Source organism: Actinomadura sp. GTD37, from assembly GCF_041951365.1.
Lineage (GTDB): Bacteria > Actinomycetota > Actinomycetes > Streptosporangiales > Streptosporangiaceae > Spirillospora.
On record NZ_JBGNUS010000008.1, the window covers coordinates 53,117 to 66,938 of the forward strand.

Annotated in this window: 15 protein-coding genes; 12 read left to right on the plus strand and 3 right to left on the minus strand. The window is 71.6% G+C overall.

Features of this window, described 5'->3' with window-relative positions; all coding sequences use genetic code 11:
• The 7 genes from ACA511_RS32255 (at nt 1) to ACA511_RS32285 (ending at nt 8,018) form a co-directional block, all read left to right on the plus strand.
• The gene (locus ACA511_RS32255; protein ID WP_375028463.1) at nt 1-639 is read left to right on the plus strand and encodes a hypothetical protein; all 639 of its coding nucleotides are present in this window, start codon (nt 1-3) and stop codon (nt 637-639) included.
• Nucleotides 640-813: 174 nt separating this feature from the next.
• Nucleotides 814-2,403, plus strand: a complete 1,590-nt coding sequence (gene serA, locus ACA511_RS32260; protein WP_375028464.1) for a phosphoglycerate dehydrogenase — start codon at nt 814-816, stop codon at nt 2,401-2,403.
• Between the two features lie 424 nt (nt 2,404-2,827).
• Nucleotides 2,828-3,505, plus strand: a complete 678-nt coding sequence (locus ACA511_RS32265) for a (2Fe-2S)-binding protein (protein ID WP_375028465.1) — start codon at nt 2,828-2,830, stop codon at nt 3,503-3,505.
• Nucleotides 3,506-3,548: 43 nt separating this feature from the next.
• Nucleotides 3,549-4,598, plus strand: coding sequence for a 3-isopropylmalate dehydrogenase (locus ACA511_RS32270; protein ID WP_375028466.1), 1,050 nt, complete (start codon nt 3,549-3,551; stop codon nt 4,596-4,598).
• A 165-nt stretch (nt 4,599-4,763) separates the two neighbouring features.
• Entirely contained in the window at nt 4,764-5,867 is a 1,104-nt protein-coding gene (locus ACA511_RS32275; protein WP_375028467.1) for a branched-chain amino acid aminotransferase, read from the plus strand.
• A 238-nt stretch (nt 5,868-6,105) separates the two neighbouring features.
• The gene (gene cimA, locus ACA511_RS32280) at nt 6,106-7,683 is read left to right on the plus strand and encodes a citramalate synthase (protein WP_375028468.1); all 1,578 of its coding nucleotides are present in this window, start codon (nt 6,106-6,108) and stop codon (nt 7,681-7,683) included.
• A gap of 56 nt (nt 7,684-7,739) precedes the next feature.
• Nucleotides 7,740-8,018, plus strand: coding sequence for a GNAT family N-acetyltransferase (locus ACA511_RS32285; RefSeq protein ID WP_375028469.1), 279 nt, complete (start codon nt 7,740-7,742; stop codon nt 8,016-8,018).
• Here ACA511_RS32285 and ACA511_RS32290 read toward each other — a convergent pair.
• Nucleotides 8,015-9,343: a Crp/Fnr family transcriptional regulator gene (locus ACA511_RS32290; protein WP_375028470.1), complete on the minus strand. Its 1,329-nt coding sequence runs from the start codon at nt 9,341-9,343 to the stop codon at nt 8,015-8,017. The two genes, ACA511_RS32285 and ACA511_RS32290, sit on opposite strands and share 4 nt — an antisense overlap.
• 336 nt (nt 9,344-9,679) lie before the next feature.
• Here ACA511_RS32290 and ACA511_RS32295 point away from each other — a divergent pair, with 336 nt between their 5' ends.
• Nucleotides 9,680-9,970 carry a hypothetical protein gene (locus tag ACA511_RS32295; RefSeq protein WP_375028471.1) on the plus strand — a complete coding sequence of 97 codons (291 nt, stop codon included), beginning with the start codon at nt 9,680-9,682 and terminating at the stop codon, nt 9,968-9,970.
• A gap of 131 nt (nt 9,971-10,101) precedes the next feature.
• On the opposite strand, the gene ACA511_RS32300 is transcribed toward ACA511_RS32295, so the two are convergent.
• Both ACA511_RS32300 and ACA511_RS32305 read right to left on the minus strand, forming a co-directional pair.
• Complete coding sequence (locus ACA511_RS32300; protein ID WP_375028472.1) at nt 10,102-10,722, minus strand: GNAT family N-acetyltransferase; 621 nt, start codon at nt 10,720-10,722, stop codon at nt 10,102-10,104.
• Nucleotides 10,723-10,855: 133 nt separating this feature from the next.
• Nucleotides 10,856-11,743 (minus strand): GntR family transcriptional regulator, encoded by an 888-nt coding sequence (locus tag ACA511_RS32305; RefSeq protein WP_375028473.1) that lies wholly within the window; start codon nt 11,741-11,743, stop codon nt 10,856-10,858.
• Between the two features lie 241 nt (nt 11,744-11,984).
• On the opposite strand from ACA511_RS32305, the gene ACA511_RS32310 reads away from it, so the two are divergent.
• The 4 genes from ACA511_RS32310 (at nt 11,985) to ACA511_RS32325 (ending at nt 13,739) form a co-directional block, all read left to right on the plus strand.
• The gene (locus ACA511_RS32310; protein WP_375028474.1) at nt 11,985-12,173 is read left to right on the plus strand and encodes a hypothetical protein; all 189 of its coding nucleotides are present in this window, start codon (nt 11,985-11,987) and stop codon (nt 12,171-12,173) included.
• Nucleotides 12,174-12,219: 46 nt separating this feature from the next.
• Nucleotides 12,220-12,627 (plus strand): hypothetical protein, encoded by a 408-nt coding sequence (locus tag ACA511_RS32315; RefSeq protein ID WP_375028475.1) that lies wholly within the window; start codon nt 12,220-12,222, stop codon nt 12,625-12,627.
• A gap of 147 nt (nt 12,628-12,774) precedes the next feature.
• On the plus strand, nt 12,775-13,185 hold the full coding sequence (locus ACA511_RS32320) for a DUF6292 family protein (protein ID WP_375028476.1): 411 nt from the start codon (nt 12,775-12,777) through the stop codon (nt 13,183-13,185).
• Nucleotides 13,186-13,367: 182 nt separating this feature from the next.
• The gene (locus tag ACA511_RS32325; protein ID WP_375028477.1) at nt 13,368-13,739 is read left to right on the plus strand and encodes a hypothetical protein; all 372 of its coding nucleotides are present in this window, start codon (nt 13,368-13,370) and stop codon (nt 13,737-13,739) included.
• The last annotated feature ends 83 nt before the right edge of the window (nt 13,740-13,822 follow it).

The following is a 13,822-nucleotide window of genomic DNA, read 5'->3' on the forward strand; positions in this document are numbered from 1 at the left end:
ATGCCGGCGCGAGAAGACAAGGACGTCCGGCGCTGGGAGACGTGCGGCCAGGCGTGGATCGGCGTGCTCCGGCACGTGTGGGCGGCCGGGGAGGCCGGGCTGGAGGACGGCGGGCCCATCATCGAGGGGCCCCCGCTGCTGTTCGAGGTCGCCTCGCTGAGCTGGGAGGACCCGATCCTCCGCGAGTACGGCGACCGGGCGCGGCTGGTCCGGCGGGCCCAGGAGCGCACCCGCCGCGCCGTCCGCGGTCGGTACTGGCCGCGGCTCCACGACCTGGACGGGCACGACCAGATCCGCTGGGTGGTGGACCTGCTGCGCGCCAGGCCGTGGACGACCAGCGCGTGGATCTCGCTGACGATCCCGGGCGAGCCGGCCGACGGGCTGCCGGCCCTGACCGCGCTGTCGTTCCGCATCCGCGGCTACCGGCTGACCATGACCGCGATGTTCCGGTCGCAGAACGTCCACCGCGGCTACCTGATGTACATCCCGCTGCGCGAGGTGCAGCTGCGGGTCGCCGAGGAGCTGGGGCTGCCGGCGGGGCCGCTGCGGGTGTTCGTGGACGTCCCGCACGTCCACATCGGGGACGCCGAGCGGGTGGCGTCCGTGCTCGCCGCCGTGCCGGAACCGAACGCGGCCTGACAGACCAGGGCGAACCCGTCCGGACGGGTAGTTACCAGTGAGTCTTTCCCTGTCGGGAACCGCCGCCGCCCGCGGGTTATAGACTCGCTGCCGGGGGCGAGGGCCACGACGAGGTGACTCGCGACTTCACCTGCCAGCACACGACCACTCACTTTCCCGAAGGACTGTTTCCTCTTGAGCAAGCCCGTCGTCCTCGTCGCAGAAGAACTCTCCCCGGCCGGCATCGCCGTGCTGGAGACCGACTTCGACGTCCGGCACGTCGACGGCGCCGACCGCGAGCGGCTGCTCCCGGCCGTCGCCGACGTCGACGCCCTGATCGTGCGGAGCGCCACCAAGGTCACCGCCGAGGTGTTCCAGCACGCCAAGAAGCTGCGGGTCGTCGCCCGCGCCGGCGTCGGCCTCGACAACGTCGACGTGGAGGCCGCCACCAAGGCCGGCGTCATGGTCGTCAACGCGCCCACGTCCAACATCGTCACCGCCGCCGAGCACGCGATCGCGCTGCTCCTCGCGACCGCGCGCAACGTCCCGCAGGGGCACTCCTCGCTCAAGCAGGGCGAGTGGAAGCGCTCCAAGTACACCGGCGTCGAGCTCCAGGGCAAGACCGTCGGCGTCCTCGGCCTCGGCCGCATCGGCGTCCTCGTCGCGCAGCGCCTCGCCGCCTTCGACATGAACGTGATCGCGTTCGACCCCTACGTGCAGGCCGCCCGCGCCGCGCAGCTCGGCGTGAAGCTCGTCACGCTGGACGAGCTGCTCCGCGAGAGCGACTTCATGACCGTCCACCTGCCGAAGACGCCCGAGACCCTCGGCCTCATCGGCGACCGCGAGCTGCACCAGGTCAAGCCGTCCGTCCGCATCGTGAACGCCGCCCGCGGCGGGATCGTGGACGAGGCCGCCCTCGACCTCGCGATCAAGGACGGCCGGGTCGCCGGCGCCGGCATCGACGTGTTCAGCACCGAGCCGTGCACCGAGAGCCCGCTGTTCCACCACGACAACGTCGTCGTCACCCCGCACCTCGGCGCCAGCACCCACGAGGCGCAGGAGAAGGCCGGCACGCAGGTCGCCCGCTCGGTGAAGCTCGCCCTGTCCGGGGAGTTCGTCCCGGACGCCGTCAACGTGCAGGGCGGCGCGGTCGCCGAGGACGTCAAGCCCGGCCTGCCGCTCGCCGAGAAGCTCGGCCGCATCTTCACCGCCCTCGCCGGCGGCGTCCCCGTCCGCCTCGACGTCGTCGTCCGCGGCGAGATCGCCGAGCACGACGTGAAGGTCCTCGAACTCGCCGCCCTCAAGGGCGTCTTCGTGGACGTCATCGAGGAGACCGTGACGTTCGTCAACGCGCCGCTCCTCGCGCGCGACCGGGGCGTCGAGGTCACCCTCACCACCTCCGAGGACAGCCCCGACTGGCGCAACGTCGTGCAGGTGCGCGGCACCATGGCCGACGGCGCCGTGGTCTCCGTCTCCGGCACCCTCACCGGCCCCAAGCACGCCGAGCGGATCATCGAGATCAACGGCTACAACATGGAGCTCGTCCCGACCGAGCACATGGCGTTCTTCTCCTACGTCGACCGCCCCGGCATCGTCGGCGCCGTCGGCAAGCTGCTCGGCGACGAGCAGGTCAACATCGCCGGCATGCAGGTCGGCCGCGACGTCAAGGGCGGCAGGGCGCTCATCGCGCTGACCGTCGACTCGGCCGTCGCCCCGCAGCTCGTCGACGCCATCACCCGCGAGGTGGGCGCCGACATGGGCCGCCGGGTCGACCTCGAAGGCTGAGCGGTCCTTCTCCGCCGCGGGCGGGCGCCTCAGGGGCGTCCGCCCGCGGCGTTTGCCATCTGTCTCACATCGTGAGAACCCCTGCCACGGGTCGGGACATCGCCGCCCGAGCGGAGGTATTCTCGCAGGTAGTCATGCGGCGCTTCGTAGTAATCCTTCGCTGCCGCAGCGGGGCCTGATCATCGGCAGGCCGGCACCCGCTGCGGGGGCCTGCCTGGCCGTCAGTCCGATCCGAGCCGGACCGCGTGGACCACGCGCCCCCGGCGGCCCTCCCGCCACAGCTCAGCGATCTGGAGCAATCCCATGAACGACACCTGGACCAACACTCCCGCCGACGAAGCCGAAGAAGAGGCCGCCCGCGCCCTGCAGACCGCCCTGGACCGGAGAGCCGACTAGCAGCCCGGCGTCAGGCGCTGGAGCACCCATGCCGCTCGATGTCGCGTCCGCCGAGGTCGTCGGGGTTCTGCGGGACGTCGGGCGGACCGGGGCCTATTTCGAGATCCGCACCGAGCTCGGCGAGGGCCCGTGGCCGCCGTTCGGCGGGGACGTCGAGCGGTTGCGGGCGCTCACCGCCGACTACGCGGAACGGCTCGGGACGGCGGAGCGGCGGGTCGCCGGGTCGCTGGTGTTCCAGGGGCTCGCGGCCCGGCTGTGGTCGCCGGTCGTCGCCGCGGCGGCGGCCGGGGTCGTCCCGGACCTGAGCGGGCTGCGGTGGCGGTGGGCGCCGGGGGAGCCGATCGTGCTGGCGGTCGCGGAACCGCGCGGCTGGCGCGCCGAGGGCGCCGCGGAGGCCGCCTCGATCGCTCATGCCGTGGTGGTGGACGGCCATCTGCGGCCCCTGCGGGAGGCGATGTCGGAGGTCGTGGGCCTCGCGGCAGGGCTGGTCTGGGGGAACGCGGCGTCCGCGCTGGCGGGGAGCCTGAACGTGGGGGCGCCCGATCCGCGGCGGGTCGCGCTGGTGCGCGAGCTGCTCGGACGGGAGCCGCTGGCGGGGACGGGGAGCTTCGGCGCGGACGGGTTCGTCCGGAAGAGCTGCTGCCTGTACTACCGTGCGCCCGGCGGCGGGATGTGCGGGGATTGCGGGCTCCTGCCCGGATCGTGAGACGGAAGCCCACGCACTGAGACGTTTGCAGTAGAGTGCGCGCATGGTTTCGCGCAGCATTCGCCTGGCCGTCATCCCTGGTGACGGGATCGGCCCCGAGGTGGTCGCCGAGGGACTGAAGGTCCTCGACGCGGTGTCCGGCGACCTCACGTTCGAGCAGACCTCCTACGACCTGGGCGCCGCCCGCTGGCACCGGACCGGGGAGACGCTGCCCGACTCGGTGCTGGCCGAGCTGCGCGAGCAGGAGGTCATCCTGCTCGGCGCCGTCGGCGACCCGAGCGTGCCCAGCGGGACGCTGGAGCGCGGGCTGCTGCTGCGGACCCGGTTCGAGCTCGACCACTACGTCAACCTGCGCCCGGTGAAGCTGTTCCCGGGCGTCCGGACGCCGCTGGCCGGGGTGACGACCGACGACATCGACATGGTCGTCGTCCGGGAGGGCACCGAGGGCCCGTACACGGGTGTCGGCGGTGTGCTGCGCAAGGGCACCGCGCACGAGGTCGCCACGCAGGAGAGCGTGAACACCGCGTTCGGCGTCGAGCGGGTCGTCCGGTACGCCTTCGAGGTCGCGGCGTCCCGGCCGCGCAAGAAGCTCACCCTGGTGCACAAGGACAACGTCCTGACGTTCGCCGGCGACCTGTACCAGCGCGTCCTCAAGCGGGTCGGCGAGGAGTATCCGCAGATCACGACCGACTACGTCCATGTCGACGCGGCCACCATGTTCTTCGTGAACCAGCCGCAGCGGTTCGACGTCGTCGTCACCGACAACCTGTTCGGCGACATCATCACCGACATCGGCGCCGCCATCGCGGGCGGGATCGGGCTCGCCGCGTCCGGCAACGTCAACCCCGACCGCACCGCGCCGTCGATGTTCGAGCCGGTGCACGGCAGCGCGCCCGACATCGCCGGGCAGGGCAAGGCCGACCCGACCGCCACGATCCTGTCCGTCGCCATGCTGCTCGACCACATCGGCGAGGGCGACGCGGCCCGCCGGGTCGAGCAGGCCGTCTCGGACGACCTGGCCGAGCGCGCCGGCCTCGGCGCGCGGTCGACGTCCCAGATCGGCGACGCGATCGCCAAGCGAGTATCCGGATAGGGCACGCCGCCTGTCCGGCCGGACCGGGCGTGCCCACGCGGCGCGCCCGGTTCTCCGTATGCGCCGCGCGTGGAGGAGCAGGTCTAGACGAAGTACGACAATAGGGACTAGAGACGCCACAGCGGCGATGGGGCCGCCCGGCGATCCGCGAGAGGACGAACCGCGATGAGCGACACCCTTGAGTTCGAGATCACGCGCACCGAGCGGCCCGCGAGCGCCGGCGAGCGCGCGGCGGTCATGGCCGATCCCGGCTTCGGCCGGCACTTCACCGACCACATGATCACGATCAGGTACTCGGCGGAGCGCGGCTGGCACGACGCGAAGCTCGAACCGTACGGGCCGATCCCGATGGACCCGGCCTCGCAGGTGTTCCACTACGCCCAGGAGCTCTTCGAGGGCCTGAAGGCCTACCGGCAGCCGGACGGCTCGGTCGTCACCTTCCGGCCGTTCATGAACGCGGCCCGGATGAACCGGTCGGCGCGGCGGATGGCGATGCCGGAGATCCCCGAGCAGCTGTTCGTCGACGCGATCGAGCTGCTCGTCCGCACCGACAAGCAGTGGGTCCCCGACGCCGAGGGGCACAGCCTCTACCTGCGCCCGTTCATGATCGCCACGACCCGCGCGCTCGGCGTCAACAGCCCGGCGAACGAGTTCCTGTTCATGGTCATCGCGTCGCCGTCCGGGCTGTACTACCCGCGCGGCATCAAGCCCGTCTCGGTGTGGCTCTCGCAGGACTACACCCGCGCCGCCCCCGGCGGGACGGGCGAGGCCAAGTTCGGCGGCAACTACGCGGCGTCCTTCGCCGGGCAGGCCGAGGCCGTCCAGCAGGGCTGCGACCAGGTCGTCTGGCTCGACGCGGTGGAGCACCGCTGGGTCGAGGAGGTCGGCTCGATGAACCTCATGTTCGTCTACGGCACCGGCACGGGGGCCCGCCTGCTCACCCCCGCGCTCACCGGCACGCTGCTCGCCGGCGTCACCCGCGACTCGATGCTCAAGCTGGCCCCCGACCTCGGCGTCCCCGCCGAGGAGGGCAAGATCAGCATCGACGAGTGGCAGGCGGGCTGCGAGTCCGGCGAGATCACCGAGGTGTTCGGCTGCGGCACCGCCGCGATCATCAGCCCGGTCGGCCGGGTGAAGGGCCGGGACCGGGAGTGGACGATCGGCGACGGCGAGCCCGGCGAGATCTCGATGCGGCTCCGCCAGGAGCTGGTCGGCATTCAGTACGGCACCCGTCCCGACCCCTACGGGTGGGTCCACAAACTCGTCTGACCTGCGCGTTCGCGGGCCCCGGCGGGAGACGCGCCGGGGCCGGGCCCGTCTCATGATCTGAGACGGGTGTCCCGGGCATGGGAATCGTGTGGCAGACTGAGAACATCATGCGCCACAGCCTCGTCATTATCGGCTGGCGCGCCGGCAGCTAACGGGACACCGCCGGCGCGCAGACCTCTCACGTCCGTGAGGGGTCTTTTTTGTGCCCTGGCGCTGATCCCTCTGGGGGTGCTCACCTATGCAAGGCGACGAGTTCCACGTCTACGACACCACCCTGCGCGACGGGTCGCAGCAGGAGGGGCTCAACCTCTCGGTGCCCGACAAGCTCGCCATCGCGCGGCACCTCGACGACCTGGGCGTCGGCTTCATCGAGGGCGGCTGGCCGGGCGCCAACCCCAAGGACACCGAGTTCTTCAGGCGGGCTCGAACAGAGCTCGACCTGAGGCACGCGCGGCTCACCGCGTTCGGCGCGACCCGCCGGGCCGGGGTGAAGGCGGCCGACGATCCCCAGGTCGCCGCGCTGCGCGAATCCGGCGCGTCCGTCGTGACCCTGGTCGCCAAGAGTCACGACAGGCACGTCGAGCTGGCCCTCCGCACCAGTCTCGAGGAGAACCTCGCGATGATCCGCGACACGGTCTCCCACCTGCGTGCGGAGGGCCAACGAGTCTTCCTGGACGCCGAGCACTTCTTCGACGGCCACCGGGCCAACCGCGCGTACGCGCTGGAGGCCGTCCGCACCGCCGCCGAGGCGGGCGCGGACGTCGTCGCGCTCTGCGACACCAACGGCGGCATGCTGCCGGACGAGCTGGCCGAGGTCGTCGACGAGGTCGTCGGCTACGGCGTCCGCGTCGGCATCCACTGCCACGACGACTCCGGCTGCGCGGTCGCGAACACGCTCGCCGCGGTGAAGGCCGGCGCCACCCACGTGCAGGGCTGCGCGAACGGGTACGGCGAGCGCAGCGGCAACGCCAACCTGTTCACGGTCGTCGGCAACCTGCAGCTCAAGCGGGGCATGAGCCTCGTGTCGGACGCGCAGCTCGCCGAGATGACCCGGATCGCGCACGCCGTGTCCGAGGTCACCAACGTCGCGCCCAGCTCGCAGCAGCCGTACGTGGGCGTGTCCGCGTTCGCGCACAAGGCCGGGCTGCACGCCTCCGCCGTCAAGATCGACCCGGACCTGTACCAGCACATCGACCCGGCCGCCGTCGGCAACGACATGCGGATGCTGGTGTCGAGCATGGCCGGGCGCGCGTCCGTCGAGCTGAAGGGCCGCGAGCTGGGCTACGACCTGTCCGGCGAGAAGGCCAAGGCCGTCGTCGCCAAGGTCAAGGACCTGGAGTCCACCGGCTACACCTTCGAGGCCGCGGACGCCTCGTTCGAGCTGCTGCTGCGCGAGGAGCTGACCGGCGTCCGGCAGCGGCACTTCGAGGTCGAGTCGTGGCGGTCGATCGTGGAGCGCCGCCCGGACGGCTCCATGGTCAGCGAGGCCACCGTCAAGCTGCACGCCAAGGGCGAGCGGATCATCGCGACCGGCGAGGGCAACGGACCCGTCAACGCCCTCGACAACGCGCTGCGCCTCGCGCTCGGCCGCCTCTACCCGGAGCTGGCGCGGCTGGAGCTGGTCGACTACAAGGTCCGCATCCTGGAGGGCGCGCACGGCACCGACGCGCGGACGCGGGTGCTGATCGAGTCCGGCGACGGCGAGCGCGAGTGGGGCACGGTCGGCGTCGAGGACAACGTCATCGCCGCGTCCTGGCAGGCGCTGGAGGAGGCCGTCACCTACTGCCTGCTCCGCGCTGGCCACGAGGCGGGCTGACGGCGCCGGTGCGGCCGCCGGGGAATGTCCCGGGCAGGTCGGGCATTATCGGGGGCATGAGCACAGAGATCACCGACAACGCCGGGAAGAGCCGCTACGAGATCAGGCTGGACGGCGACCTCGCCGGGTTCGTCGAGTACGAACCGGCCGAGGGCGCCGTCGTCCTCGTCCACACCGAGGTCGACTCCGCGTTCGAGGGCAAGGGCGTCGGGAGCGCGCTCGCCCGCGGCGTGCTGGACGACCTCCGCGGCAAGGGGCTCTCGGTCGTCCCGCTGTGCCCGTTCATCAAGAAGTGGATCCAGAGGCACCCCGACTACCAGGACCTCGTCCGCTAGACCGCGCGGAGCCGGGATCCGCCGCCCTCCAGCATGAGCCACGCCGACAGCGACGCCTCCTTCACCCTGACCCTGACCCGGGAGTAGCGGTTCGGGTCGACCAGGCCGGGGGCGGACGCGATCACCGTGTCGAACACGTGGTCGGACGTGACGAACGCCAGGTCGGCGCCGGTCTCGGCGGCGCGGCGCTTCACCGCGGGCGCGTCCACCATCCGCCGCGCGGTGATGATGGAGCCGCCGGCCACGCCGTTCGGCCCGCGCCGCACGGGGCCGACGTGCAGCGCGGCGCGGAGCTGGAGCCGGGTGGCCTCGGAGGCGCGCCGGTTGTGCCGCCGCAGCTCCGCCGCCAGGTGCGCGAGCATCGGGTCGACGACCTTGTCGGTCGGGGTGGCCGGCGGGACGATGACGAGCGCGCCGTCCCCGCGGTCCTCCTGGTAGAGGCGGCCGAAGTCGAGGCCGGACGCGGTGAACGCCTCGCCCATCAGGTCGTACATGGCGTCCAGGACGTACTGGCGGTCGGCGTCGGTGCGCGCCGGCGAGCTGAACTCGGTGATGTCGGTGATGAGGATCGAGCAGTTGCCCCGGACGTCCTGGACGTCCTGGAAGTCGTGCTTCTCGGTCTGCCGCCGGTAGACCTGCTGCTCCAGGACGGCCCGCACGCGCGGGTTGGCGTCCAGGAACGCGCCGAACCCGGGGGCGTCGACGCGCAGGGCCCGGACGTCGCTCTCCGCCGTCACGGTGGCGGACCGGTCCCGGACCACGAGCGCGGCCCGCTCGCCGACCAGTTCCCCGGCGCCGCGGAACGCGATGATCCGCTGCTCGGCGCCCTCCCGTACCCACACCCGCGTCCAGCCGGACAAGATCACGACGACCTCGCAGGCGGGCCCGCCCTCCCGGCACAGGACGTCCTCCTTCCGGTACAGGTGCGTGCGGGCGCGCGAGAGCAGGTCGCGCTGCTCCGCGGGCGTCAGCGCCTCCCAGAACGTCGCGGTCTCGCGCGGCACGGCCGCGCCGGACGCCGGCGCCACTGCGGGCAGCGCGGCGGACGGCGCGGGCGGAACGGGCGGCAGCGCGGGCGGCCCGGACGTCACCTGCAACGTGTCGGCCTTCAGGTACTGGACGACCGCGTTGGTGACCGCGACCGCGGGAAACGTCAGGAACATCAGGACGCCGCCGATCGCGGCCGTCGCCGAACCGTCCAGCGCGTACCCCAGCACCACCGCCCCGAGCGTCGCCGGGGTCATGATCTTCGCGTTCACCAGGCCCGGCCCGGCCTGCGCGGCCGCTCGCCCCCGCGACCGGGCCGCCCAACGGTTCAATCCCACGGAGTGTTCCTTCCCCCGGGGAGGCTCGGCGTAGTGCCACCGGCTCCTCGGCGTCGGTTACGTCCCCACGTCTCCCAGTAGAGAGACTAGACTGAAATGCAGTTGAAAACCATGCGAAGCCCGCATGAAAGACAGTGACTATTCTGTCACTAGCAGGCAACCCGCGAAGTTTTCGAGGTTTCTCCTCGTCGAAGCGGGGAACCTCTCACGTACATGCTGTACGCGGGGCATGAATCTGCTGACGGAGAGCTGTATGGTCGCCTGACCGGCGGGGGTATCCGGCCCCGGCGCCGGAACGCACGCCGGGCTGCGCGCCCCGGATTGGAGTGAGCGCTCATGACGAACTCTCGAGCAGCCTCCGCGGCCTCGGGCGGACCCGCGGACGCGGAGGACCCCGGCCGCCGCGCCGACGCCGTCCCGCAGAGCGAGCGCGTCACGGTCAACCTCACCGGCAAGGCCGTCCAGGCGCTCCAGCTCCTCCAGGAGCAGACCGGCTACAACAAGACCGACTGCATCAACCGCGCGCTGATCATCGCCGGCGAGATCGAAGGCATGTCCCGCGACCCCGGCGCCTTCTACTGGCGCGAAGCCCCCGACAGCGACCTGATGCTCGTCCGCTTCGTCTGACCCCGCCCCGCACAGCCCCGCCGACCACGACCACCGGCCCCGCTGGGCGCGAGAGTCCCGTCCTCGATCTGGGGCCCGGATGTCCAGCGCGATCTCGATGTGCCTCGGCGTCCTGGCCGCCATGGGGGTCCTCAAGCGTGGGGGGCCGCCTCGACGATGCGTCGCGTGCCGGCCGTGCGCACGAGGTCGAGAGGTCTCTGGAACAGGGCGCCCGACGGAGTCCGGTCGCTGGTCTCGCGGGTGGCGACCTTCTCGAAGCCCAGGCCGAGGTAGTAGGCGTGGAGCGCCGTGTTGTCGGTCCAGACGTCGATGCGGATCAGCTCCGCGCGCTCCTGGCAGGCCGCGCCCGCGCGCCCGGCCCAGTCGATCAGCTCGGCGCCCAGGCCCTTGCCCTTGTAGTCGCGGTGGATGACGAGGCGGTGCAGGTAGACGGCCTCGGTCTCGCGTTCCTGCGCCGTCCAGAGCTCCTCCTGGCCCATCGTCTTGATGGAGACGGTTCCGATCGGGCGTTCCGCGTCGAACAGGAGCCAGGTCTCCCCGGTGATCAGGGCCTCGTTGACCCGTTTCAACCGGCCGTCCGGGCTGGGCCAGGGAGCGGCCCACTGCGTCGTCGCCTTCTCCGCCCGCAGCCATGCGGCCGCGTGGTCGATGAGCCCGAGGACGACGTCGAGTTCGTCCGGCCGGGCGGGGCGGATGCGGTAGCTGGGGTGGGCGGCCCGGCTGCGTTGACGGGCCCCGGTGTCTGTGTCCACGTGCTCCTGGCTCCGTGAAGAACGAGGCCCCCGCCTCCCGGCCGGGTCGCGAGAGCGCGGCGGCTCCCGTCCGGTCGGGAAGGGGGGCGTATGGACGAATGCGTGACGGCCGCCGTGATCGGGCGGCGGCCGGCTATCCGGTGCCGGCGTCGTCGTCCGGCGGGGATTCGTCCGGCGCGGCGTCGGTGGACGCCAGCCCGGGCGTTCTGAGGACGGCGGCGGGTACGTCGCCGTCGTTGTAGTGCAGCCGGGTGCGGTCGGCGGGCCAGACCGTGACGGTGACGCGGAACGCCTTGCCGTCGGCGGAGTAGGCGGTCCGGACGGTCTCGAAGACGATGCTCGCCGCGGAGTCGCCGAGGCTGAAGAACCGCTTCTCGTTCTCGTCCGGGACGCGGGCCTTGATCTCGTCGTGGAAGCCCACCTCGCGGTAGCCGAGCGTCTTGCCCAGGTAGGCCACGGCCCCCTCGGGGATGTCGCGCGGGAGCAGCAGGCGGGACGCGCCGGCGGTGGCGAACTCCAGCGGGTAGAAGGAGGTCTGCAGAACCCAGGGCTTGTCGTCGAGGAAGATCTCCTGGTGGCGGGAGATGAACTCCGAGCCGGTCTTCATCTGCAGGTAGCGGGCGATGACCTTGGTGCCCTCCTGCACCTCCACCTTCACCTGCGACACCGACGCGTTCCAGTCCGCGGGGACGGCGGCGTCGCGGTTGTACCACTCCTCCGACACGACGCCGGGCGCGAGCCCGAGCTCGACCGCGCGGAGCGTGACGTGGACGATGTCGGGCTGGGGTACGACGAAGGTCCCCTTGCCCTGTTCGGAGACGACGTACCCCTGCTGCCGGAGCCAGGCGAGCGCGTCCCGGACGGTGTTGCGGGACGCGCGGTAGTGCCGCTCCAAGTCCTTCTCGGGAGGCAGCGGCCGTCGGCCGGACGTGCCGTCCGCAGAGGCGAGGTCTCCCGATTCGATGCGCTGACGCAGGTCATCGGCGATGTCGCGCCAGCGGAGAGGCGTTGTGCGAGCCATCGGTTCCCGCTCCCTTCCCGGCGTCCCCCCGGAACCGCGCCGCCCGCCGGATGAGCGGGACATTGCGCAGAACCGGACTTCTCACCAAGTACTTCCCGTTCAACGTGTTTGCAATCCCAAAAAAGGGTACACCTTCAGCGAGCGACTTGTTGGGACAAGCTTACTAGCTGAAAACTCCGACAACGTTAGCAGCAGGATGTGCTGGATGTAAGGGATATCGCGAACCCCGGAGGAGGTTCTGATGACCGCGATGATCATGCTGTGGGTGCTCGTGCCCGTGGCGCTCTTCCTGACCCTGGCGCTCTACGTCCTGGCCCTCGGCCACCGGACGAAGAACGTGGACCTCCGCAGCGAGCCGCCCGCGCCGGTGGAGACCGGCCCCTGGCCGGCGCTGGTCACCGTCCGGGGCCTGAACAGGCCGCGCACATGATCTCCGGTCGCCGCGGAGCAGGCCGCTGACCTGAGGAGGGTTCGAGGTGGAAGACCGGATGGACGCGGCGCCGAGCGCGCCGGAGCAGCCGATCACGTTCGAGCGGGCCGGGCTGAGCGCCCTGGGAGGGCCGGTCGCGGCGGACGAGCCGAGTGCCGCGGCCGTTCCCCTCCTGCGGCTGACGCCGGTTCCGGAACTCGCCGTCGCGCGCGAGCCGTGGGCCGGAGCCGTGCGGGCGGTGGTCACCGGGGCCACGGTCCTGGTGATCAGCGTCGAGCTGGGCCGGCGGGCGGGCGCGCCGGCGCGGCTGACGGCGTTCTGCTCCGCCGGGGCGTGCGCCGTGGTCGTCGGTCCCTGGCTCGCCTCGCAGCTCGTCCCGCAGTTCGCCGCGCAACCGGCCGCGCGGCCGGTCGCGCGGGCCGTCCCTCAGTTCGCCTCGACCCGGGTGGGCTGACGGCGGACGGCCGAAGAGACGGAAGGGAGGAATGTGGCGAAAGGGGCTGTTTAGGCTGCCTTCAGCCAGATTTCTCCCTCAGAAACGGGACATTCGGGATCAACTTCCCTCATACTTCGTAAAGAGACCGAAGAGAGGGATGTACCAGTGATCGACCGCCTTCGACCCCTGCCTCACTCGGACCCCTTCGTCGACGCCACCCGCGGCTACATCACCCGCGTCGGCGACGCGCTGCAGGAACGCGGTGCGCCGCTCTCGGACGTCTGGCTCGACCCGTGCGACCCCCGGGACGCGACCTTCGTCCTCGGGCTCCGGGCCCTCGTGTGGAACGAGTCCGAGGGGTTCGTCCTCGGCGGGTTCGTCTCGGGGGAGCCCGGTGTGCGGACGGTGCTGCGCGACCCCGTGCAGCTCGGAGCCGAGGTGCTGCCCGACCCCCGCTCCGTCCCCGGACTGCTGGAGCGCGGCGCGGCGGGCGCGCCGGTCCCGCTGCGGTCCTGCGCCGCGGGGCACGACGGTTTCCAGGACGCGCTCGTCCTCGGCTACCCCGTGGCGGACTGAACCGCTCGTTCGAAAGAACGAGGGTGTTTCCGCCAGTATCGGTACGGCTACGCAGAAAATTCGTCAAACCAGGCTAAAGCGGTGGCGGATTTTGAGTGAAGCGTCCACTATAAGGATCCGCACGGCCTGCGCGGCATGCCCGCTCGCCGTCCTCCACCGAACCGACCAGCCGGAGTGATCGTATGCCCGTTCGACCCTGGACTCCCGAGGACCTTGGACGTCCTACGGACGGGACCTGGGCGGACGTCGCCTTCGGCCTGGGGGAGATGTACGAGCGCGAGGACGACCTCGACCAGGCGGCCGACTGGTACCGGCGGGCCGCCGAGTCCGGGCGCGCCGACGCCGCGCTGCGCCTCGGCGCCGTGCTGGGGCGGATGGCCGACGCCGGGCCGGCCGGCGAATCGGCCGAGGACCTGCTGGCCGAGGCCACCCGCTGGCTGAGCGGCGCCCACGACGCCACCACCCCCGACGCGATCGAGCTCATCACCGACATGCTCAACCGGCAGCTGCGGCAGGCGGCCCGCCGCGGGCTGGAGCCGGCGCCCGCCGGGTGACGCCTTTCGGACACCTCCCGGTTCGGCGTGAACCGAACCGGTTCGTCCGTCGTCGGAGTCCATGAGTTCGACGACAGCGGAGG

What these genes read in the sequence shown, in the direction of transcription:
- ACA511_RS32305 (WP_375028473.1), bottom strand. Translation starts at nt 11,743, where the DNA reads ATGGCTCGCACAACGCCTCTCCGCTGGCGCGACATCGCCGATGACCTG.
- ACA511_RS32285 (WP_375028469.1), top strand. Translation starts at nt 7,740, where the DNA reads ATGAGCACAGAGATCACCGACAACGCCGGGAAGAGCCGCTACGAGATC.
- ACA511_RS32275 (WP_375028467.1), top strand. Translation starts at nt 4,764, where the DNA reads ATGAGCGACACCCTTGAGTTCGAGATCACGCGCACCGAGCGGCCCGCG.
- ACA511_RS32295 (WP_375028471.1), top strand. Translation starts at nt 9,680, where the DNA reads ATGACGAACTCTCGAGCAGCCTCCGCGGCCTCGGGCGGACCCGCGGAC.
- ACA511_RS32325 (WP_375028477.1), top strand. Translation starts at nt 13,368, where the DNA reads ATGCCCGTTCGACCCTGGACTCCCGAGGACCTTGGACGTCCTACGGAC.
- cimA (WP_375028468.1), top strand. Translation starts at nt 6,106, where the DNA reads ATGCAAGGCGACGAGTTCCACGTCTACGACACCACCCTGCGCGACGGG.
- ACA511_RS32255 (WP_375028463.1), top strand. Translation starts at nt 1, where the DNA reads ATGCCGGCGCGAGAAGACAAGGACGTCCGGCGCTGGGAGACGTGCGGC.
- ACA511_RS32310 (WP_375028474.1), top strand. Translation starts at nt 11,985, where the DNA reads ATGACCGCGATGATCATGCTGTGGGTGCTCGTGCCCGTGGCGCTCTTC.
- ACA511_RS32265 (WP_375028465.1), top strand. Translation starts at nt 2,828, where the DNA reads ATGCCGCTCGATGTCGCGTCCGCCGAGGTCGTCGGGGTTCTGCGGGAC.
- ACA511_RS32270 (WP_375028466.1), top strand. Translation starts at nt 3,549, where the DNA reads ATGGTTTCGCGCAGCATTCGCCTGGCCGTCATCCCTGGTGACGGGATC.